The organism is Streptomyces sp. NPDC104761 (assembly GCF_055583445.1).
Window position 1 is genome coordinate 93,815 of record NZ_JBVJNZ010000009.1, and the last position, 18,969, is coordinate 112,783.

Here is an 18,969-nt window from a genome sequence, read left to right on the forward strand (position 1 = left end):
TACGAAGAGGGTCTAGGGGAGGCCGGGTGGGTTCGGGGGGGCCGGGGCGCGTTGTGGGCTGGTTGAGTCCGGGGGGGGGTGGTTCGCGCAGTTCCCCGCCCCCCTTCGGGCCCCGCTCCCGTAAGCGGTCAGGATCGGAGAAGCCGGGGTGGGCTGCCGCGTCCTAGCGTGGGATCACCGGCCGGAAAGTGCCGGTCCCCCTGTCGCTAGGAGTGAGAACGCCATGAGTGAAGGCGTGCAGACGATCATCTACCCCGTCAAGGACGCGGCGCGGGCCAAGGCGCTGTTCGGGGCGCTGCTGGGCGTCGAGCCGTATGCCGACGAGCCGTACTACATCGGGTTCAAGGCCGCCGGGCAGGACGTCGGCCTCGACCCGAACGGGCACGCGCAGGGCCTGACCGGGCCGACGCCGTTCTGGCACGTCACCGATCTGCGGGAACGTCTCGCGGCGCTGCTGGCGGCGGGCGCCGAGCTGGTCCAGGACGCGCGGGACGTCGGCAACGGGCGGCTGGTCGCCTCGGTGAAGGACGCCGACGGCAACATGGTGGGCCTGCTCCAGGACCCGGTGGGCTGAGGGCGGGCCGGCTGCTTGCACCCGCACTAGTTGCGCACTCAACAATCGGCTTGATCGGTGTTACGGTGCGGGTATGGCAGTGAAGACGGCCGAGGCCCGGCTCGAGGAACAGTGGCGGGACATCCTGGCGGTGCACGCGCGCACCATGTGCGAGATCGACCGGGTGCTGCATCCGCACGGGCTCGGCGCGAGCGACTTCGAGGTGCTCGACCTGCTCGCCGCGGAGACCCCGGCCGAGGGTGACCACTGCCGGGTGCAGAACCTGGTGGGCAGGGTCCACCTGAGCCAGAGCGCCCTCTCCCGGCTGATCGGACGGCTCGAGAAGGACGGCCTGGTGGAACGTTCGGTCTGCGTGGAGGACCGGCGCGGCGTCTGGGTCGCGCTCACCCCGAAGGGCCGTGCCCTGCACGCCCAGGTACGCCCGCTGCAGCGGGCGGTGCTGGGACGCATGCTCGAAGGGGCGGAGGGCTAGAGCGCGAACTCGATGCCGTCGGGGAGGACCTCGACGCCCTCGGCGGCCACCTGGGCGCGGGCCCTGGAGGAGGGGTCGACGAGGGGGTTGGTGTTGTTGAGGTGGGTGTAGATCCGGCGGGTGTGGGGGTGGCGGGCCAGGGCCGCGAGACTGCCGCGGGCGCCGGAGACCGGGAGGTGGCCCATCCTGGACTGCCGGGGGCCGGAGCGGACCTTGGTGCCCATCTCGCCGGCGCTGTAGAAGGTGCCGTCCAGCAGGACGCAGTCGGCTTCCGCGCACAGGCCGTCCAGGGCCTCGCTCCAGGAGCCGACGCAGGGGGCGTAGAGCAGCACTCCCCCGGTGGCCAGGTCCTCGACGCGGTACGCCGTCACCCAGTGGCCGTCGGCCCCGGCGAGCGCGGCCGGGACGTACGCCGGGACCTTGGCGCCGACCGGGTGGGCGGTGACGACCAGGCCGCCGGCCAGCACGAAGCCGCCGTCGGCGAGGCTGTCGGCCCACTCCCAGGGCGCGTAGCGGTCCAGGGCGCCCCGGGCCGGGGCCAGCACCGTCCGCACCGGCGGGGCCGCGTACACCTTGAGGTCCGGCGCGCCGCGCAGCACGCTCAGGCCGGTGACGTGGTCGGCCTCCGCGTCGGTGAGCAGCACGCCGCGCACCGGGGTTTCCCGGGGGCCCGGACCCGGCCACAGCGCGGCCGTGGCGGTCAGCTGGGCGCGGATGTCCGGGGAGGCGTTGAGCAGCCACCAGTCCCGGCCGTTGCCGGTCAGCGCGACGCACTCCTGGGTGCGGGAGGGCAGCTTGCCGTCCCGGGCGGCGGCGCACAGCGCGCAGGCGCAGTTCCACTGTGGGAACCCGCCCCCGGCGGCGGTGCCCAGCAGGACGACCCTCACGACGATCCGCCCCTCTCGCTCTCCCCGGCCCCTGCTGGGATCTTCCCTCAGGATGCGCCGCGCTACCCGCACACGGGCGGAACTTCCGGCCGTCCTTCGGGCGGCCGCCGGTCCACGGGGCGGAGCGGCGGGATCGGCTCCGACGCGAAGTCGCGGCCACCGGTCCACAGCGCGGGTACGGCGTCGCAGCGGCGGCACAGCTCGTAGGCGACCGCCTCGTAGTTGACCCGCCAGCCGTGGAAGTGCGGCCAGGCCTCCGCGGTGCCGCGTTCGGCGCGGAAGCCCGTCTTCTCCAGCATGATCACGGCCTCCTCGAACTCACCGTAGGTCAGCTCGATGGGGGCGTCCGGGGCCGGGTCGGTGTCGAAGTTCGCCCGGACGGAGGCGGCGATGTCGCGCAGCGCGGTGAACCCGGCGCGCAGCACCAGGCGGGCCTCCGGCGGGGCGGAGCGCGGGGCGAGCGCGAGCTGCATGGCCGCGGCGTCCATGACGGCGATCAGGCCGACCAGCCAGCTGCGGTAGGGGCGCGGCGAGCGGAACGCCAGCAGCACCGGGTAGGTGGCGTGGCTCTCCCCCATGTCGGCGGCCAGCCGCTCCCAGGAGCGGTACAGCTCGGGCAGCGCGGTCTCGGTGTCGACCAGCCACTGCCGGGCGAGGATCTCCGGTCCCCAGGCGGGCTCGCCGGCCCGGGACTGGAGGAGCGTGACCTCCAGTTCGCGGCGGTTGTAGGCGGCGTACAGCGTGGGCAGGTAGGAGATCTGCAGCGCGATGAAGACCGGGCCGGTGGCGGCGGCGACGAAGTCCAGCGCGGACAGCCGCAGCCGGGCGCCGCTGGCGAACCCGAGGGTGAACAGGCTGGAGCCCGCCTCCCGGAACGCGGTGCTCCAGGACAGCGGGGAGAACGCGTACAGCAGCATCCCGAAGCCGAGGAACGCCCCGCCGAGCCAGGCGGCGAGCATGCCGACCAGCATGAGCGGGGCGAGCCAGGTCTGTGCGCGGTCGATCGCCCGGTAGCCGCCGCGGCGCGCGGTGAAGCAGAGCACGCGGCGCAGGCCCCACCACAGCCGGTACACCAGCACGGAGTACAGGCCCCGGGGGACCACGAGCGTGCGCAGGATGCTGCGCAGGACCAGGATCAGCACCAGTCCTCCGGCCACCCCGGAGATCCATTCCATGGCGCCATTCTGGCCCCGGCGCCGCCCTCCCGGTGACCGGAGGGGTTGGTTCAGCCCGCCGGCCGGGCCAGCAGGGTGCGCACGCCCTCGGAGGTGAGGGTCAGGGCGTGGGCGGAGCTGCCGTCTATGGCGAGCGAGAGGTTGTCCTCGGGCCACTGCGAGGCGAGCGCGCCGAGCGGCACCACGCGGTAGCGGGAGACCGTCGGCAGCAGGCCGGTCAGCTCCCCCTCCGAGGTGAACACGGGGACGACGGGGTCGCCGTCGGGGCGTTCCAGGACGGGCAGGGCGATCATCGCGGGGTCGGCCGCCTCCGCGGCGTCGTCCGGCACCGGGACCAGGACGTCGCTGTGTGCGAGCGTGTCCAGGGCGTTGGTGTCCTCGGCGTTCACGGCCAGCGTGTCGAGCGCCCGCTGGGCCGGCGTCGGGAAGTCGTCGTGTGCGGGTGTCTCCATGGCAGATCCCCAGGTAGCGGTGTGGTACAGCCGCGGGTCCGGCAGGTCGCCGGGCGGCCACGGCTCGCGTACCCGGTCGGGCCCGGGGCATGCACCCGCGACCACGAGGGCTTCTGCCCGCCCCGGGAAACCGGCGACCCGGGGGTGTTCGCGCGGAGTGCGGGGTGGTGTGCGGGGTGGTGCGGGGGCAGTTCCCGCCGGCACGTGCCTCGCGCTCCGTCCCGCGGCATCACTCGCGGCGCGGGCCCGGGGGTAGGGGTAGCCGCGGAAGTGACGGTCCGTGTGCACGGCGTCACCCCTGCGACGCGAGAGAGGGAGAGCGATGTCGGTCGAGACCGGTACGCCCGCGGCGGACGCCGAGGAGCGGGAGCAGCAGAGCCTCGGTACCGCCGCGGCACGGAACCTCACCACGACGACCAAGTCCGCACCGCAGCAGCAGGAGATCAGCTCACGGTGGCTGACCCGGACGCTGCCGTGGGTGGACGTGCCCGGCGGCACCTACCGGGTCAACCGCAGACTGTCCTACCGGCTCGGCGACGGCCGGGTGAGCTTCGTGCAGACCGGCGCGCAGATGGCGGTGATCCCCGCCGAACTGGCCGAGCTGCCGCTGCTGCGCGGCTTCGAGGACGGCACCGCGCTGCGGGCGCTGGCGGCGCGGTTCGAGCAGCGGGAGTACGCGGCGGGGCAGGTGATCGCGGCGGCCGGGCGCCCGGCCGACCATGTCTACCTGGTCGCGCACGGCAAGGTGGAGCAGATCGGGGAGGGACCCTACGGCGACGAGGCGGTCGTCGGTCTCCTCGCGGACGGCGACACCTTCGGCGGCCATGTGCTCGCCGGACTCGACGGCGGCTGGGAGTTCACGGCACGCGCGGCGACGGCCACCACCGTGCTGGCGTTGCCGCACGCGGCGTACCGGGAGGTGGCGGGCCGGCACGCCGACCTGCGGGCGCACGTGGAACGTGCCGGACTCGACGGGCACCGGGAGACGAACGCCTTCGGCGAGAAGGAGATCGCGCTCAGCGCGGGCCACACCGGCGAACCGGACGTCCCGCACACCTTCGTGGACTACGAGCCGGCGCCCCGCGAGTACGAACTGAGCGTCGCCCAGACCGTGTTGCGCGTCCACACCCGGGTGGCCGACCTCTACAGCCGGCCGATGGACCAGACCGAGCAACAACTGAGGCTGACCGTGCAGGTGCTGCGCGAGCGTCAGGAGCACGAGCTGGTCAACAACCGGGACTTCGGCCTGCTGCACAACGCCGACCACAGCCGGCGGATCTCCACCCACGCGGGCCCTCCCACCCCCGACGACCTCGACGAACTCCTCGCCATGCGGCGCGACACCACGCATCTGTTCGCCCACCCCCGGGCGATCGCCGCGTTCGGCCGGGAGTGCAGCAAACGCGGCCTGTACTTCGGGAGCGTCGAGGTGGACGGCCACCACCTCCCCGCGTGGCGGGGCGTCCCACTGCTGCCCTGCGGCAAGATCCCGGTCACCGCGGCCCACACCTCCGCCATCATCGCGCTGCGCGCCGGCGAGCAGAACCAGGGCGTGATCGGCCTCCTCCAGACCGGCCTGCCCGACGAGAAGGAGCCGGGCCTGACCGTCCGGTTCATGGGCATCAACGCACAGGCGGTCGCCTCCTACCTGGTCACCGCCTACTACTCGGCCGCCGTCCTGGTCCCGGACGCCCTCGGCATCCTGGAGAACGTGGAGGTGTCGCGCCGGGACTAGCGGGTGCTCGCGGACAGGTTCTCCTGGCGCCGGACCCGGGCACGGCCCAGGGCGAGGGTGCCGAGGAAGCCGAGCGCCAGCGCGGCCAGCACGCCCAGATTGGCGTACGCCCAGGCGCCGGACCTGCCGCCGAGGCCGAGCGGGGCCAGCAGGTAGCCCTGCCAGGTCAGCCAGCTCGCGGCGGTGTTGGTGACCAGGCCCCAGCCGAGTGCCGTGGCCGCGAGCGTGAGGAGCAGCGGCAGGAGGGGGACGTCGCCGTAGCGGCCGCCGGGGCGGTAGAGGTCCGCCTCGTCGTAGTCGCGGCGGCGCAGCGCCAGGTCGGCGAGCATGATCCCGCACCAGGCGGCGATCGGTACGCCCAAAGTGGTGAGGAAGCCCGTGAACTGTCCGAGGAAGTCGTCGGCGAAGAAGACGATGTAGACCGCTCCGGCGGTCATCAGGACGCCGTCGGCCAGGGCGGCGAGGTAGCGGGGCACGGGCAGGCCGGCGGAGAGCAGGGCCAGTCCGGAGGAGTAGATGTCCAGGACCGCGCCGCCGACCAGGCCGAGGACGGCGACGACGGCGAAGGGGATCAGGAACCAGGTGGGGAGGATGGCCGTCAGCGCGCCGATGGGGTCGGCGGCGATCGCCTTGTTCAGGGGCGCGGAGGAGCCCGCGAGCAGCAGGCCGAAGACCAGCAGGAGGAGCGGGGCGACGGAGCCGCCGAAGGCGGTCCAGCCGGTCACGCCCCGGCCGGATGCGGCGCGCGGCAGGTAACGCGAGTAGTCCGCGGCCGCGTTGACCCAGCCGAGGCCGAAGCCGGTCATCATGAACACCAGCGCGCCGACGAACTCCTGGGCGGAGCCGGACGGGATCGCGCGCACCGTCGCCCAGTGGATGTGGCCGGCGACGAGGACCACGTAGACGATGGTGAGGACGCCGGTCACCACCGTGATCACGGTCTGCAGCCGCATGATCAGGTCGAAGCCCGCCACCCCGCCGGCCACGGTGAGGACACAGACCACGATGAGCGCGGCCACCTCGGTCCCGGTGCCGCCGCCCCGCCCGAGCCGGGCGAAGACGGTCGCGGTGGCCATGGTGGCGAGGGCGACCAGGACGGTCTCCCAGCCGACGGTGAGCACCCAGGAGACGACCGCCGGCAGCCGGTTGCCCCGGACACCGTACGCGGCCCGGCTGAGCACCATGGTGGGGGCCGAGCCCCGCTTCCCCGCGACCGCTGTCAGGCCGCAGAGCAGGAACGAGGCGAGGATGCCGAGGACGCCGGCGGCCAGCGCCTGCCAGAAGGAGATGCCGAAGCCGAGCGCGAAGGCGCCGTAGCTGATCCCGAGGACGGAGACGTTCGCGCCGAACCAGGGCCAGAACAGGGTGCGCGGGGTGCCCCTGCGGTCTGCGTCGCCGATCACGTCGAGCCCGTGCGTCTCGACCCGGAGCTGTCTGCCGGGTTCCCGTGCGTCCGCCATCGTCGGCCCATCCGTCCGGGGATGTTGGCTGGAGGCTAGGTCGGCCCGATGACGGGGGTCAAGGGCCCTCCGGACCTGCGGCTCCGTCAACGGCGCGGGCCCGCGACCCGGTTGGGCCACCTCGATTTGACACCGCGGGCCACCCCCACCAATCTGTGCTCATGAAACCCATTTTCAACAACCGTGGTGGGGGCTAGCGATGCGTGTGGCTTTCGTCGGCAAGGGCGGCAGCGGCAAGACCACGCTGTCGGCCCTCTTCGCCCGTCACCTGGCACGGTCCGGCGCGCGGGTCGTCGCGATCGACGGTGACATCAACCAGCACCTGGCGCACGCCCTCGGCCTCGACGAGGACGAACTCTTCGCGGCGCCGCCGCTGAGCGCGCGGACCGGTGAGATCAAGGACTACCTGCGCGGCACCAACCCCCGCATCGCGTCCCGGGAGGCCATGGTCAAGACGACCCCTCCGGGGCACGGCTCGCGGCTGCTGCGGCTGCTGGGCGACGACGAGGTGCACTCCCGGCACGTCCAGGAGGTCGGCGGGGTGCCGCTGATGGTCACCGGGGCGTTCGCCGGGAGCGACCTCGGGGTGGCCTGCTACCACTCCAAGCTCGGTGCGGTGGAGCTGTACCTCAACCATCTGGTGGACGGCCCCGGCGAGTACGTGGTCGTCGACATGACGGCGGGCGCGGACGCCTTCGCGTCCGGTCTGTTCACCCGTTTCGACATGACCTTCCTGGTGGTCGAGCCGACCCGCAAGAGCCTGTCCGTGTACCACCAGTACCGTGACCACGCCGCCGAGTTCGGGATCCCGGTCGCCGTGGTCGGCAACAAGGTGACCGGCGCGGACGACCTCGCCTTCCTGCGCGAGCGGGTGGGCGAGGACCTGCTGGCCCACTGCGAGCTCTCCCCGTACGTCCGTGCCCAGGAACAGCGGCGCGGCGGCGGTGCGCTGGAGCGGCACAACTCCCGGACCCTGGACCGGCTGCGGGCCGCGGTGGACGCGCGGGGCAAGGACTGGGAGGCCTTCCAGCGGCATGCCGTGGAGTTCCATCTGCGCAATGCCGCAGCCTGGGCCGACGCGGCGACGGGCCAGGACCTGGCCGCCCAGGTCGACCCGGACTTCCGGCACGGGCCGGCGGCGCTGCCCGCCTTCGCCTGAGGGCCCGCGATCCCCCGGCGGCCCTGGTCCGCCAGTGAACACCCCTTTTCCGTAACCGCTCTGAGAAGAACAGGACACCGTCACATGTCGCTCGACGTCTCCCCGCAGCTGCTCGCCGAAGCCGAGAACGGCGCGGTGCGGGAGGAGGACTTCGTGGAAACCGTCCGTACCTCGCTGCCGTACGCGTACGACCTGGTCGCCCACCTCGCCGCCGAACTGCGCGGCGGCACCGCGGAGTTCGCCGACAACCAGACCCCGCCGCCCTCGGAACGGGAGCGCGGGCAGCTGCTGCGGGCGCTGTCCTCCGACGCGATCCGGAGCAGCCTGGAACGGCACTTCGGGGTCGTCCTCGCCTTCCAGAACTGCCACCGGGTCGCGGTGTTCCCGCCTCAGGCGCGGGGCGGCGAGACGCACACCCGCTTCACCTCGACGCGCGCCCAGATCCTCAACCAGTCACCGGAGTTCCGCGACTGCTGAGTTCCACGTCGCCCCGCAGGCTCCGGGAGACCCCGTCGGCCGCGGCCCGGACCCGCGCGGCGAGTCCTCGCCGTCTTGAGCACGGCGTTCGGAGCCGGCTAACCCTCTGCGGGCCCTCGGCGCTCCCGTAGGTCACGCGGACGAACAGAGCTGCCCCCGCTTCCCGGTCAGCCGGCGATGATCTCCGCGAACCGCTCCGCGCCGACGTTGCCACCGGACAGGACGACCCCGATCCGGCGCGGCAGCGGCGCCACCCGGTGGGCGAGCAGCGCGGCCAGTCCGCTGGCGCCGCTCGGCTCCACGACGGTCTTCAGCCGTTCGAAGGCGAACCGCATCGCATCCCGGATCTGGTCGTCGGAGACCAGTGCGATGTCGTCCACCAGACGCTGGTTGACGGAGAAGGTCAGCTCGCCGGGGATGTCGGCCGCCTGGCCGTCGGCGATGGTGCGGGGCACCGGGATCGACACCCGGTGCCCGGCCGCCAGCGACCGCCGGGTGTCGTCGCCGGCCTCGGGCTCCACCCCGACGACCCGGATCCCGGGCAGCAGCCCCTTGGCCGCGGTGGCGCTGCCCGCGATCAGCCCGCCGCCCCCGACGGGCACCACCAGGGCGTCCAGCTCCCCCACTTCCTCGATGAGTTCGAGAGCGGCCGTACCCTGCCCCGCGATGACGTGCGGGTGCTCGTACGGCGGGATGAGCGCGAGCCCGCGCTCGGCGGCGAGGGCCTCGCCGATCGCGACCCGGTCGCCGGTGTAGCGGTCGTACGTCACGATCTCCGCGCCGTATCCGGCGGTCGCCGCCAGCTTGGCGCGCGGGGTGTCCTCGGGCATCACGATGACGGCGGTGGTGCCGAGTTCACGGGCGGCGAGGGCGACGGCCTGGGCGTGGTTGCCGGAGGAGTAGGCGGCGATGCCCTGGGCGAGCTGCGCGGGCGACAGCCGGGACGCGGCGTTGTAGGCGCCCCGGAACTTGAACGCGCCGATGCGCTGGAGGTTCTCGCACTTCAGGAAGACCTCGGCACCGACCAGCTCGTCCAGGGTGCGCGAGCGCAGCACGGGGGTGCGGTGGGCAACTCCCTTGATCCGCGCCGCCGCGTCGTGCACGTCCTGGAGGGTGACGGGCGGGGTGTCGGGCATGTTCGTCCTCCGTTCCGGGCGCCGCCGGGCGCCGGATGAGCGTCGACGGTCTGGAATTATTGTCTATCATCTGGACTGGAAGTCCAGACCCGATCCCGGCGGGGGCACCGATGACAGACGGACCGGCAGCAGCGAGCGGCACGGACGCGGCGCGGGCCGAGCAGGACGCGATCATCGCGGCGCTGTCCCCGGTCGTGGACGGGATCGTGGCGACCTTCGGCGCCTTCTGCGAGGTCGTCGTCCACGACTTCCGCCGCCCGGAGCGCTCCGTCGTGGCCCTCGCCGGATCGGTCACCGGCCGCGGTGTCGGCGGGTCGATGAGCGAGATCGGCATGAAGCTGCTGGCGGCCGGCGACGAGGCGCGCGACGAGCTGAACTACCTGACCCGCACCCGGGACGGGAAGCTCGTCAAATCGTCCACGATGGTGCTGCGCGACTCGGACGGTACGGCGTTCGGGGCGCTGTGCGTGAACCTCGACGTCACGGCCGTGCACCAGGTGCACGCGCTGGTCGGCGGCCTCGCCGGGGTCGCCGCTGCCCCCGGGGCACCGCCGACCACCACGTTCGGCGACGACATCACCGCCGTCCTGGACTCGATCGTCGACGCCCGCCGGCTCCGCCGGCCCGAGCCGTGGCCCCAACTCACCCGCGAGGAACGGCTGGAGCTGTTCCGCGACCTCGACCGGCAGGGCGTCTTCGCCGTGCGTGGCTCGGTCCAGCAGATCGCCGCACGCCTCGGCATCTCCCGCGCCTCCGCCTACAACTACCTCGCCGCAGCACGAACCGGCTGAGGCAGCGCCCCGAAGGGGCGCCGGGGGTAGGAACTGCGCGACCAGCCACGACGGCGCCGCGGACGACTGACGCCAGACGCCAGACGGCAGACGGCAGACGGCAGACGGCACACCGCCGCCCTTCCGGCCGCGCACTCACCCGATCTCCACCACCCGCGCCCAGGCGGGCGGCGCCTCCGGCACGTAGTCGGAGTCGTCCTCGCGCCACCCCGTGCCGCCGTACTGCCGGGGGAACAGGCCCACCACCGTCCGGCAGGCCGGCCGGGTCTTCGGCCACGGTGTCTGCCCGTCGGTGAGGGCCACCACGACGTCCGGGGCCGGCCGCGCCCGCAGCGCCCTGGCGAAGCCCGCGCGCAGGTCGGTACCGCCGCCGCCGACGAGGGCGATGCCCTCCGCCCGGCACAGCGGCTGCACGGTGCGGGCGGCCGCGTCACAGGACAGCACGGAGACCAGGTCCCGGCGGCCGCCGACGGCGCGGGCGATCGCGGCCACCTCCAGCAGGGCACTGCCCAGTTCGGCGTCGCTGACCGAGCCGGAGGTGTCGATGACGACCGAGACCCGGGGCGGGCGCCGGCGCAGGCTCGGGAGGACGACGCCGGGCAGCCCGGCCGAACGGCGCGACGGGCGGCCGTAGCTGTAGTCGTCGCCGGCGCCCGCGGCCGACGCCGCCGAGCGGACCGCGGCGCCCAGCAACTCCCGCCAGGGCTGCGGCGGATGGAAGGCGTCCTCGGCCCAGCGCCGCCAGCCGTCCGGGGTGCTGCCCGGGCGGCCGGTGATGGCCTGCGCCACCCGGAACCGGACGCCGTCCCGCTCCTGCTCGCTGAGACCGTGCGCGCCGTCGGGCCCCAGGTCCCACTCCCGGTCGCGGCCGTCGGCCCCGCTGCCGCAGTCCAGCCAGGTGAGGTCCTGCGTCAGCGGCCCGAGCCGGAACTGCCGCAGGTAGTCCTCCATCAACTGCCCTTCGTCCAGCCGCAGCATGTACGGCCGGACGGCGCCGCGGGGCTGCGCCAGCCCGTCGCCGTACGCGTCGTCGTTGATCTCCAGGTCCGCCGCGATGTTCATCCGCAGCCGCTCACCGGCCCCGGTCAGCCCGCGTTCCCTCGCGACCCGGTCGCTGCGCGCGTGGTGGTCGCGGAGCAGGTGCGACACCTCGTGCACCCACACCCCGGCCAGGTCCTCCTCCGGCATCCGGTCCACGAAGGCGGGCGAGACGTAGCACCGCCAGTGCTTGTCGACGGCCATGGTCGGCACCCGCCGGTCCGCCACGACGTGCAGGGCGAACAGGGCCGTGGCGAGGTAGGGCCGGGCCCGGGCGGCCTGGAGCCGGGCGGCGTAGAGCTTGTCCAGGTCCAGCGCCCCGGCCGCGTCGCTGACCGCACCGGTGCTCATCGGCGCTCCTTGGCCGCGACGCGTTCGGCGGCCCGGTCGGCGCGCCTGGACACGGACACCGCACCCGCGAGCCGTTCGATCGCCGCCGGGACGTCCCAGTCGTCCCGGCGCAGCGAGGCCAGGGTGGTGGCGGGGACGACCACGAGGTCGGGGGCCCCGGTGTCCAGGGCCCGCACCAGCAGGGCCCAGGCCGCGTCCCAGCGGGCCCGGTCCGGCCGTTCGCGGACCGCGGCGACCACGCCGTCGAGGACGGCCTGGCGCAGGTCACCGCGCTCGGGGAGGTCGGTCGCGGCCGGGTCGGCGAGCAGCGTCTCGGGGTCCGGGAGTTCCATCCGGTCGACGCTCGCCAGCAGTTCGAGCCCGGGACCGTCGCCGACCGTTCCCCTGACCAGGAGGGAGAGCACGTCCCGGGAGGAACTGGCGGCGTGTGCGAAGGCGACCAGGCGCAGGGTCATGTCCCAGCTGCGGGGCGACGGCCAGGCGCCGCCCCGCCGCATCTCGCCGTTCGGCAGCCGGTGCACCAGTGTGGGGCGGGTTGCGAGCAGGCCGCACACGGCGCGGCGCGCGAAGTCCACGGCAGCGGGCAGCCGGTCCGGGTCGAGCCGCGGCAGGGCAGCGCGGGGCCAGGTGCCGCCGAGGCCGCGGACGACGACCTCGTGGTCATGGGCCCACTGGAGGTGCACGAAGCGGTTGGCCAGCGGCGGGCTCAGCTCCCAGCCGTCGGCGGCCGAGGACCTCGGGTTGGCGGCGGCGACGATCCGTACGCCGGGCGGGAGCCGGAGCGCGCCCACGCGGCGCTCCAGGACCAGCCGGAGCAGGGCCGCCTGCACGGCGGGGGGCGCGGTGGACAGCTCGTCCAGGAACAGCAGGCCCCGGCCGGCCTGCACCAGCCGTACCGCCCAGTCCGGAGGGGCCATCGGGACGCCCTGGACGGCGGGGTCGTCGCCCACGACGGGCAGGCCCGAGAAGTCGGACGGTTCGTGGACGCTGGCGATCACCGTGGTCAGCGGCAGGTCGAGCGCCTCGGCCAGCCGGTTCAGGGCGGCGGTCTTGCCGATGCCGGGCTCGCCCCACAGCAGGACGGGCAGGTCGGCGGCGACGGCCAGGGTGAGCGCCTCCAGCTGGGTGTCGGGCCGGGGTTCGGTGGTGGAGTCGCCGAGCAGCGCCGACAGGGTGTCCGCAACGGCGAGTTGGTCGGGGGCATGAGTGGTCATGAGGGATCACCTGGGGGTTGTGAGAAGGCAAGTGGGTGGGTGTCAGCGCCAGTTGGCGGGGCGTGGGCCCAGGCGCGGGTCGCGGGCGGACCGGCGGCGCGTCCGGACGGGTCCGGTGCGGGATCCGGCGAGGCCTGCCCGGTAGAGGCCGTACGCGATCCGGCGTTGCGCGGCCGCCTCCAGTTCGTCCTTCAACGGCCCGTCGCGCAGCACGGCTTCGGGCCCCAGCAGTCCTTCGACGACGGCCAGTGCGCCGGCGAGGTCCCCGTGGTCGAGGCGTTCGCGGACGCCTGCGAGGCAGTCGGGGCGGCGGTGCGCCTCGTCGATGACGCGCAGGCAGGGCAGTGGCGGCCCGCCGAGCGCCACCAGGAGTTCCTCGCGCCGCAGTTCGTCCGGGGCGTGGTCCAGCGGGGACAGCACGCCGTCGACCAGGCCGATCCGGTGCCGGGCGCCCCGGCACTCCACCAGGCCCGGCTGCCGGGCCGGGTCGGCGTACGGGTCCCGGGCGGCCGGCGGGTGCCCGGGGACGAGCGCCGCGGCGACCAGCGGATGCAGCCGGCCGGCGTCGACCAGCCCGGCGCGCAGCAGTTCCAGATCGGGGAGGACCCAGGTCGCCGCGTCGGGCAGGACGGGTCGCGCGCCGCTGCCGGGGGCCCGGGCGGCGGTGTCCGGGCCTGCGGTCACGGTCCCGTCGGCCGCGAGGCGCACCGCGAACCGCTGCCGGCCGCCCGGGCGTACGACGACGGTGCCGCTGTCCCGCCCCGCGGCGCCCAGCACGATCCGCGCCTCGTCCGCCCATCGGTCCGTGGCGCACGCCGACCGTTCGAAGAGCGGGAGCCGGCCGGAGAACGTGAACCGGTCGCCGTCCGCGGGCCGGTCGGCGCCCGACCGGGTGCGCAGCTCGCCGGCGGCGCCCGCGTCCCACAGATGGCGGTGCAGGTCGAAGCGGAACCGCCGGCTGGGGTGCGGATGCGGATGGCCCCGGGCGGCGGGCCCGGCCGGCGTGCCGTCCCACAGCGCGAGGCCGATGCGCTGTCCGGCGTCCGCCCAGGCGGGTGGTGTCCGGGCCACGAGGCACAGGGAGCCTTCCCCGGTGTCGTAGGAGGCGAGCGGCATCGTCAGGCCCGGCCGCAGCAACCCGTCCGGGGCGACCCTCGGCAGATGCCAGCGCAGCAGGTCGGGCGCCAGCCTGCGCAGGTCGGCACGGATCCGTTCCCGGACCTCCCGGCCCCGCGCACGGGCCAGTTCGCGCAGGTCGAGGTCGACATCGAAACCGGCGGCGGCACAGGCTCCCGCCCAGTCCCCGGCGGTGCGGCGGGCGGTCGCGGTCTCGATCATGGCGGGCGGCACGGCGAACTCGCGCACGCGCCGCCACAGGGAGAGGCGGGTGTCCCCGTCCGTGAGGTGAGTGGCCATCAGCACTCACCTGACGTGGACGGGACCCCCAATCTGACAGCAGAGTGAGTGGTCATCGCGGGGAGCATACGACGCCCCCGCCCCGATCGGCCAGGCGTTTTCGGACCCGGCCCGCACGTGACGCGGATCACCCCGGCAGGGTGCAGCGTTCTGCCGCCCCCAGGGCCTTTTCCCAGGTGTAGGCAGTCGGCGAGAGCGGGGACCGTGGGAATGGAGCAGGCTCGGGCCGGTGAGTACGACGAGTTCGTGGCGGCCCGCTGGTCGGGCCTGTGCCACTTGGCCCGTCTGCTCACCGGTGGCGACCGGCATCGGGCCGAGGATCTGTTGCAGGAGTCCTTGGTCCGGTTGTGGTTCGTCTGGCCGAAGGTCGCCGACGAGGCGCCGGAGGCGTACGTCCGTAAGGTCCTGGCCCGCGCCGCGGCCCGCTCGGCGCGGCGCCGGTGGTGGGGCGAGCGCCCCGTCGAGGAGCTGCCCGAGGTCGCGGCGGCCGGTGACATGTCGGCGGTCGTCGCCGAGCGTTCCCGGCTGGAGGCCGCGCTGGCGCTGCTGACCCCGCGCCAGCGGGCCGCGGTCGTCCTGCGCTACTACCAGGATCTGCCCGACCGGCAGGTCGCCGAGGTGCTGGGCTGCCCGGTGGGCACCGCCCGTTCGCACGCGGCGCGCGGGGTGGCCCGGCTGCGGGAGCTGCTGGCGGACGCCATCGAGCCGGTGAAGTGAGGGAGAGGCCATGGATCACTTCGAACGGCAGTTGACGCAGTGGATGCACGACGAGCGGGAGCCGGCGGCCTTCGAGCCCCGGCACCGGGAGCGGCTGCGGGCCGGTGTGCAGGCGCGGCGGCGGGTCCGGGCGGCCCAGCGGGCGGCGGGTGCCGTCCTGACGGCCGCGGGGTTCGGCCTGTGCCTGTTCCTGTGGCCCCACTCCGACGTCCGTGACGAACCGAGCGCGCCGCACCCCTGGCCCGCGACCAGCCCCGCCACCGGTCCGGTACCGACGCCGAGCCTGACGCCCAGTGCGCCGGCCTCCGGCGCCGCGACCTCGGCGCCGCCGCCCGGGGACACCCCGTCGCCGACGAGCGGGGGCACCCCCTCGTCGACCACGTCCCCGACCCCGACCTCCCCCTCGTCCTCGACGGCGAGCTCCACCCCGGACGCGGGGACGACCCGGAGCGCCTCGGAGAGCTCGTCCGGGAGTTCCACCGCCACCGCCTACCCGCCGTCGGCGCCAGTGACCGAGACCCCCGACCCGTCGAACGGCCCGTAGACCGCGACCTGCCAGCCGTCCCTCCCCCACCGGGTGTGTCTTCGGCACGCCCCGAAATCGAGAACGAATGCGAAAAAACATCATGAATCACCTGTCAGCCACCTTGCCGGTACCGGTGCCGTCGCCTCCGGCGCACCGCGCCGAGCCGGTCCTCGACCTGGCGGTACCGGTGTTCAACGAGGAGACGGACCTGGAGCCGAGCGTGCGGCGGCTCCTCGCCCACCTGCGGGAGACGTTCCCCTACCCGTTCCGGATCACCGTCGCCGACAACGCCAGCACGGACGCCACCCCGCTGATCGCGGCCCGGCTCGCCGCCGAGCTGCCCGAGGTGGAGTGGGTACGGCTGGCGGACAAGGGCCGCGGCCGGGCGCTGCGGGCGGCCTGGTCGGCGTCGTCGGCGCCGGTCGTCGGCTACCTCGACGTGGACCTGTCGACCGGGCTCACGGCGCTGCTGCCGCTCGTCGCGCCGCTGCTCTCGGGCCACTCCGACCTGGCCATCGGCACCCGGCTGGCGCCCGGCGCCCGGGTGGTGCGCGGCCCGAAGCGGGAGGCCGTCTCCCGCTGCTACAACGTCCTGCTGCGCTGCACCCTGTCGGTGGGGTTCTCGGACGCGCAGTGCGGGTTCAAGGCCGTACGACGGGACGCCGCCGCGCGGCTGCTGCCGCTGGTGCGGGACCCCGGATGGTTCTTCGACACCGAGCTGCTGGTGATCGCGGAGCGGTCCGGGCTGCGGATCCACGAGGTGCCGGTCGACTGGGTGGACGACCCGGACAGCCGGGTCGAGCTGCTGTCCACGGCCCTCGCCGACCTGCGCGGCATCGCGCGGGTCGGCCTGGCGCTGGCCCGGGGCGCGCTGCCGTCGGGGCGGCCGTCACGGTCGTACGCGCTTCCCGCCGCCGTCAGCGCCCTCGCCCAGCTGCTCCTGTACGCGGCGCTGCGCCCGGCCGCCGCCGCGCAGGTGGCCAACGCGCTGTCCCTGCTGGCCTGTTGGGTCCTCGCCCGGCCGGTCCTCGGACGGTCCCCGCTGTCTTCGCCGCCCGCTCTGCCCGCCCTGGCCGCCCGGCTGGCCGTCACCGCCGGTTCGCTCGCCGTCCTGCGGCACGCGGCCACCGGCGCCGGGCTCCGCGCGGAACTCGCCGTGGTCGCCGCCGCCCACCTGTTCCTCGCCCTGTCCGTCACCGTCGCCCGGTCGGCCTGCGGCGGCCGGCGGCGCCGGACGGAGTCCGCGGCCTCATGACCACGCCCCTGAGGAGCACGGCCCGGCCCTCGCCCGCCGCCTTCGGGACCACCCCTGCGGGCCCCGGACGGCGCCTGCGCGACACCGCCCGCCGCTACGGCCCGGTCCTCGCGATGTACGGCGTCCTCAAGCTCGTCGGCTTCGGGTCCTTCATGTATCTGCTGGACTCGGCGGGCGACTTCCGCAAGAAGCATCCGCGGTTCGGCGGCGGTGCGCACACCTGGGACGTGCTGGGCACGTGGGACGGCTGGTGGTACCAGCAGATCGCCCTGCACGGCTACCATCCCGCGCTGGTCCCGGTCCCCGGCGCCACCGGGCTGATCACCCTGCAGGGCAACTCGGCCGCGTTCTTCCCGCTCTACCCGGCGCTGATGCGGGTGGCGATGGAGGTCACCGGTCTCGGTCCGTTCGGTGCCGGGCTGCTGGTGTCGGTCGTGGCGTCGTTCGCGGCGGCGCTGGGGATCTTCGCCGTCGCCGCCCGGTTCGGTGGCCGGCGGGCGGGGCTGGCGGCCGCCGGGCTGTGGGCCGTGTGGCCGGGCTCCGGCGTGGAGTGGGCGGTCTACTCGGACTCGCTGTACGTGGCCCTGGCCGCCTGGGCCCTGTACGCCGTGCTGACCCGGCACTGGCTGACCGCCGGGGTGCTGACCTTCGCGGCCGGCCTCAACCGGCCCACCGCCGCGGCCCTGGTCGCCGCGCTCGCGGCGGCCGCGGTCCTGGCGCTGCGCCGCCGCGAGGACGGCGTCGCCCGGCCGCTGACCGCGATGCTCGTGGCCCCGCTGGGCCTGCTCGGCTACCTCGGCTGGGTGGGCCACCGCATGGGTGACTACGGCGGCTACTTCACGCTCCAGTCGGGCGCGTGGGGGCACGAGTTCGACTACGGCAGCCAGACCCTGGACGTCCTGGCCTCCGTCCCCGTGGGCCACTTCGGCTACCTCTTCGCGCTCCCCTTCGCCGACGTCATCGGGGTCGGGGTGGTCCTGCTCGACCTGGCCCTGCTGCCGCTGCTGCTCCGGCTGCGGCCGCCGACGGTCCTGGTCGTCCACACAGTGCTCACCCTCGCCCTGGTGCTGGGCAGCCAGCAGTACTTCGCGAACGTCTCGCGCTATCTGCTGCCCGCCTTCCCCCTGTTCGTCCCTCTGGCGGTCGCGCTGCGCCGCGTGAGCCTGCCCTGCCTGTGCCTCGTGCTGGGCATCGCGGCGCTGGCCTCCGGCTCGTACGCGGGCTACGCCCTGTTCGAACTCGGAGTGCCCTGACGCCGGTTCAGGCCTTCTTGAGGGCCACCCCGCCGTAGAAGCCGATCTCCTCCGAGCCGGCCGGCGGGGTGGTCTCCGGGCGCCAGAACGGGACCTGGGTGACGCCGGGTTCGACCAGCTCGAACCCGTCGAAGAAGCGCTCGATCCGGGCCCGGGGGCGCAGGTTCATGGAGGCGGTCGCGTTGTTGTAGACGGCCTGGGCCTCGCTGCGCTCGGCGAAGTCGTCGGTGGCGTGCGAGAGCACCAGGAAGCTGCCGGCCGGGAGCGCGTCGCGCAGGGTGGCCACGATCCGCTCGGGCTCCTCCTCGTCGCGGACGAAGTGCAGGATGGCGACGAGGAGCAGGGCGACGGGTTCGCCGAAGTCGATGATCCGGCGGACCTCGGGGTGCTCGATGACGGCCCGCGGGTCGCGCAGGTCGGCGAGGACGATGCTGGTGGTGCCGGCCCGGCTGAGCAGCGCGTCGCCGTGGGCCTTCACGATCGGGTCGTTGTCGACGTAGGCGACCCGGACGTCCGGCGCCAGCGCCTGGGCCACCTCGTGCACGTTCGGCGAGGTGGGCAGCCCGGTGCCGATGTCGAGGATCTGGCGGACGCCGCTGTCGATGACGTGCCGGACCGCTCGCTGCAGGAAGCCGCGGTTGGCCCGGACGGCCATCCACACCTCGGGCGCGACGGAGGCGAGCTGGTCACCGGCCTTGCGGTCCACCTCGTAGTTGTCCTTGCCGCCCAGCAGGTAGTCGTAGATCCGCGCGGGATGCGGCTTGCTGGTGTCGATCTCCACGGACCCGATGCCGTCCTGCGTCACGTGCGCTCCTCTCAACGACCGTCCCGGCCCCCCTTGGCTCACTGACGGCTGGCGACAGCTTTCCATATCAACTTCT

19 protein-coding genes are annotated in these 18,969 nt (G+C 74.2%); 10 read left to right on the plus strand and 9 right to left on the minus strand.

Annotated elements, in window-relative coordinates; translation table 11 throughout:
- Positions 1-223: 223 nt before the first annotated feature.
- Positions 224-574, plus strand: a complete 351-nt coding sequence (locus tag ACZ63F_RS24420) for a VOC family protein (protein ID WP_351956302.1) — start codon at positions 224-226, stop codon at positions 572-574.
- A gap of 73 nt (positions 575-647) precedes the next feature.
- Positions 648-1,046 (plus strand): MarR family winged helix-turn-helix transcriptional regulator, encoded by a 399-nt coding sequence (locus tag ACZ63F_RS24425; protein WP_469713697.1) that lies wholly within the window; start codon positions 648-650, stop codon positions 1,044-1,046.
- On the opposite strand, the gene pqqB is transcribed toward ACZ63F_RS24425, so the two are convergent.
- From pqqB to ACZ63F_RS24440, 3 genes are all read right to left on the minus strand, one after another.
- A complete protein-coding gene (gene pqqB / locus ACZ63F_RS24430) occupies positions 1,043-1,933 on the minus strand; it encodes a pyrroloquinoline quinone biosynthesis protein PqqB (protein ID WP_469713698.1) in 891 nt (296 codons plus the stop codon). The two genes, ACZ63F_RS24425 and pqqB, sit on opposite strands and share 4 nt — an antisense overlap.
- 62 nt (positions 1,934-1,995) lie before the next feature.
- Positions 1,996-3,108 (minus strand): hypothetical protein, encoded by a 1,113-nt coding sequence (locus ACZ63F_RS24435; protein WP_469713699.1) that lies wholly within the window; start codon positions 3,106-3,108, stop codon positions 1,996-1,998.
- 50 nt (positions 3,109-3,158) lie between these two features.
- A complete protein-coding gene (locus tag ACZ63F_RS24440) occupies positions 3,159-3,560 on the minus strand; it encodes an SseB family protein (protein WP_352360689.1) in 402 nt (133 codons plus the stop codon).
- Between the two features lie 322 nt (positions 3,561-3,882).
- Here ACZ63F_RS24440 and ACZ63F_RS24445 point away from each other — a divergent pair, with 322 nt between their 5' ends.
- Positions 3,883-5,295: a family 2B encapsulin nanocompartment shell protein gene (locus ACZ63F_RS24445; RefSeq protein WP_469713700.1), complete on the plus strand. Its 1,413-nt coding sequence runs from the start codon at positions 3,883-3,885 to the stop codon at positions 5,293-5,295.
- On the opposite strand, the gene ACZ63F_RS24450 is transcribed toward ACZ63F_RS24445, so the two are convergent.
- The gene (locus ACZ63F_RS24450; RefSeq protein ID WP_469713701.1) at positions 5,292-6,755 is read right to left on the minus strand and encodes a purine-cytosine permease family protein; all 1,464 of its coding nucleotides are present in this window, start codon (positions 6,753-6,755) and stop codon (positions 5,292-5,294) included. The genes ACZ63F_RS24445 and ACZ63F_RS24450 overlap by 4 nt on opposite strands.
- 199 nt (positions 6,756-6,954) lie before the next feature.
- Here ACZ63F_RS24450 and ACZ63F_RS24455 point away from each other — a divergent pair, with 199 nt between their 5' ends.
- Both ACZ63F_RS24455 and ACZ63F_RS24460 read left to right on the plus strand, forming a co-directional pair.
- A complete protein-coding gene (locus ACZ63F_RS24455) occupies positions 6,955-7,914 on the plus strand; it encodes an ATP-binding protein (protein ID WP_469713702.1) in 960 nt (319 codons plus the stop codon).
- Between the two features lie 84 nt (positions 7,915-7,998).
- Positions 7,999-8,391 (plus strand): SCO5389 family protein, encoded by a 393-nt coding sequence (locus ACZ63F_RS24460; RefSeq protein WP_469713704.1) that lies wholly within the window; start codon positions 7,999-8,001, stop codon positions 8,389-8,391.
- A 167-nt stretch (positions 8,392-8,558) separates the two neighbouring features.
- Here ACZ63F_RS24460 and ACZ63F_RS24465 read toward each other — a convergent pair whose 3' ends face one another.
- Entirely contained in the window at positions 8,559-9,527 is a 969-nt protein-coding gene (locus ACZ63F_RS24465) for a threo-3-hydroxy-L-aspartate ammonia-lyase (protein WP_469713706.1), read from the minus strand.
- Positions 9,528-9,637: 110 nt separating this feature from the next.
- Here ACZ63F_RS24465 and ACZ63F_RS24470 point away from each other — a divergent pair, with 110 nt between their 5' ends.
- A complete protein-coding gene (locus ACZ63F_RS24470; RefSeq protein ID WP_469713708.1) occupies positions 9,638-10,318 on the plus strand; it encodes a helix-turn-helix transcriptional regulator in 681 nt (226 codons plus the stop codon).
- A 135-nt stretch (positions 10,319-10,453) separates the two neighbouring features.
- On the opposite strand, the gene ACZ63F_RS24475 is transcribed toward ACZ63F_RS24470, so the two are convergent.
- The 3 genes from ACZ63F_RS24475 to ACZ63F_RS24485 are packed head-to-tail and all read right to left on the minus strand — an operon-like array spanning position 10,454 to position 14,337.
- On the minus strand, positions 10,454-11,707 hold the full coding sequence (locus ACZ63F_RS24475; RefSeq protein ID WP_469713710.1) for a vWA domain-containing protein: 1,254 nt from the start codon (positions 11,705-11,707) through the stop codon (positions 10,454-10,456).
- Positions 11,704-12,921, minus strand: a complete 1,218-nt coding sequence (locus ACZ63F_RS24480) for an AAA family ATPase (protein WP_469713712.1) — start codon at positions 12,919-12,921, stop codon at positions 11,704-11,706. Before ACZ63F_RS24480 ends, ACZ63F_RS24475 begins: the two co-directional genes overlap by 4 nt.
- 42 nt (positions 12,922-12,963) lie before the next feature.
- On the minus strand, positions 12,964-14,337 hold the full coding sequence (locus tag ACZ63F_RS24485) for a hypothetical protein (RefSeq protein WP_469713713.1): 1,374 nt from the start codon (positions 14,335-14,337) through the stop codon (positions 12,964-12,966).
- A gap of 210 nt (positions 14,338-14,547) precedes the next feature.
- Between ACZ63F_RS24485 and ACZ63F_RS24490 the strand changes: the two genes are divergently transcribed.
- The 4 genes from ACZ63F_RS24490 (at position 14,548) to ACZ63F_RS24505 (ending at position 18,088) form a co-directional block, all read left to right on the plus strand.
- Positions 14,548-15,054, plus strand: coding sequence for a SigE family RNA polymerase sigma factor (locus tag ACZ63F_RS24490; protein WP_351956289.1), 507 nt, complete (start codon positions 14,548-14,550; stop codon positions 15,052-15,054).
- A 10-nt stretch (positions 15,055-15,064) separates the two neighbouring features.
- Positions 15,065-15,598: a hypothetical protein gene (locus tag ACZ63F_RS24495; RefSeq protein WP_469713714.1), complete on the plus strand. Its 534-nt coding sequence runs from the start codon at positions 15,065-15,067 to the stop codon at positions 15,596-15,598.
- A gap of 82 nt (positions 15,599-15,680) precedes the next feature.
- Positions 15,681-16,835, plus strand: coding sequence for a dolichyl-phosphate beta-glucosyltransferase (locus ACZ63F_RS24500; protein WP_469713715.1), 1,155 nt, complete (start codon positions 15,681-15,683; stop codon positions 16,833-16,835).
- Positions 16,832-18,088: a hypothetical protein gene (locus ACZ63F_RS24505; RefSeq protein WP_469713716.1), complete on the plus strand. Its 1,257-nt coding sequence runs from the start codon at positions 16,832-16,834 to the stop codon at positions 18,086-18,088. The genes ACZ63F_RS24500 and ACZ63F_RS24505 overlap by 4 nt, the downstream gene beginning before the upstream one ends.
- A 7-nt stretch (positions 18,089-18,095) precedes the next feature.
- Here ACZ63F_RS24505 and ACZ63F_RS24510 read toward each other — a convergent pair whose 3' ends face one another.
- Complete coding sequence (locus tag ACZ63F_RS24510; RefSeq protein WP_469713717.1) at positions 18,096-18,893, minus strand: SAM-dependent methyltransferase; 798 nt, start codon at positions 18,891-18,893, stop codon at positions 18,096-18,098.
- Between the last annotated feature and the right edge of the window lie 76 nt (positions 18,894-18,969).

What these genes read in the sequence shown, in the direction of transcription:
- ACZ63F_RS24420 (WP_351956302.1), top strand. Translation starts at nt 224, where the DNA reads ATGAGTGAAGGCGTGCAGACGATCATCTACCCCGTCAAGGACGCGGCG.
- ACZ63F_RS24425 (WP_469713697.1), top strand. Translation starts at nt 648, where the DNA reads ATGGCAGTGAAGACGGCCGAGGCCCGGCTCGAGGAACAGTGGCGGGAC.
- ACZ63F_RS24435 (WP_469713699.1), bottom strand. Translation starts at nt 3,108, where the DNA reads ATGGAATGGATCTCCGGGGTGGCCGGAGGACTGGTGCTGATCCTGGTC.
- ACZ63F_RS24440 (WP_352360689.1), bottom strand. Translation starts at nt 3,560, where the DNA reads ATGGAGACACCCGCACACGACGACTTCCCGACGCCGGCCCAGCGGGCG.
- ACZ63F_RS24445 (WP_469713700.1), top strand. Translation starts at nt 3,883, where the DNA reads ATGTCGGTCGAGACCGGTACGCCCGCGGCGGACGCCGAGGAGCGGGAG.
- ACZ63F_RS24450 (WP_469713701.1), bottom strand. Translation starts at nt 6,755, where the DNA reads ATGGCGGACGCACGGGAACCCGGCAGACAGCTCCGGGTCGAGACGCAC.
- ACZ63F_RS24455 (WP_469713702.1), top strand. Translation starts at nt 6,955, where the DNA reads ATGCGTGTGGCTTTCGTCGGCAAGGGCGGCAGCGGCAAGACCACGCTG.
- ACZ63F_RS24460 (WP_469713704.1), top strand. Translation starts at nt 7,999, where the DNA reads ATGTCGCTCGACGTCTCCCCGCAGCTGCTCGCCGAAGCCGAGAACGGC.
- ACZ63F_RS24465 (WP_469713706.1), bottom strand. Translation starts at nt 9,527, where the DNA reads ATGCCCGACACCCCGCCCGTCACCCTCCAGGACGTGCACGACGCGGCG.
- ACZ63F_RS24470 (WP_469713708.1), top strand. Translation starts at nt 9,638, where the DNA reads ATGACAGACGGACCGGCAGCAGCGAGCGGCACGGACGCGGCGCGGGCC.
- ACZ63F_RS24475 (WP_469713710.1), bottom strand. Translation starts at nt 11,707, where the DNA reads ATGAGCACCGGTGCGGTCAGCGACGCGGCCGGGGCGCTGGACCTGGAC.
- ACZ63F_RS24480 (WP_469713712.1), bottom strand. Translation starts at nt 12,921, where the DNA reads ATGACCACTCATGCCCCCGACCAACTCGCCGTTGCGGACACCCTGTCG.
- ACZ63F_RS24485 (WP_469713713.1), bottom strand. Translation starts at nt 14,337, where the DNA reads ATGGCCACTCACCTCACGGACGGGGACACCCGCCTCTCCCTGTGGCGG.
- ACZ63F_RS24490 (WP_351956289.1), top strand. Translation starts at nt 14,548, where the DNA reads ATGGAGCAGGCTCGGGCCGGTGAGTACGACGAGTTCGTGGCGGCCCGC.
- ACZ63F_RS24495 (WP_469713714.1), top strand. Translation starts at nt 15,065, where the DNA reads ATGGATCACTTCGAACGGCAGTTGACGCAGTGGATGCACGACGAGCGG.
- ACZ63F_RS24500 (WP_469713715.1), top strand. Translation starts at nt 15,681, where the DNA reads ATGAATCACCTGTCAGCCACCTTGCCGGTACCGGTGCCGTCGCCTCCG.
- ACZ63F_RS24505 (WP_469713716.1), top strand. Translation starts at nt 16,832, where the DNA reads ATGACCACGCCCCTGAGGAGCACGGCCCGGCCCTCGCCCGCCGCCTTC.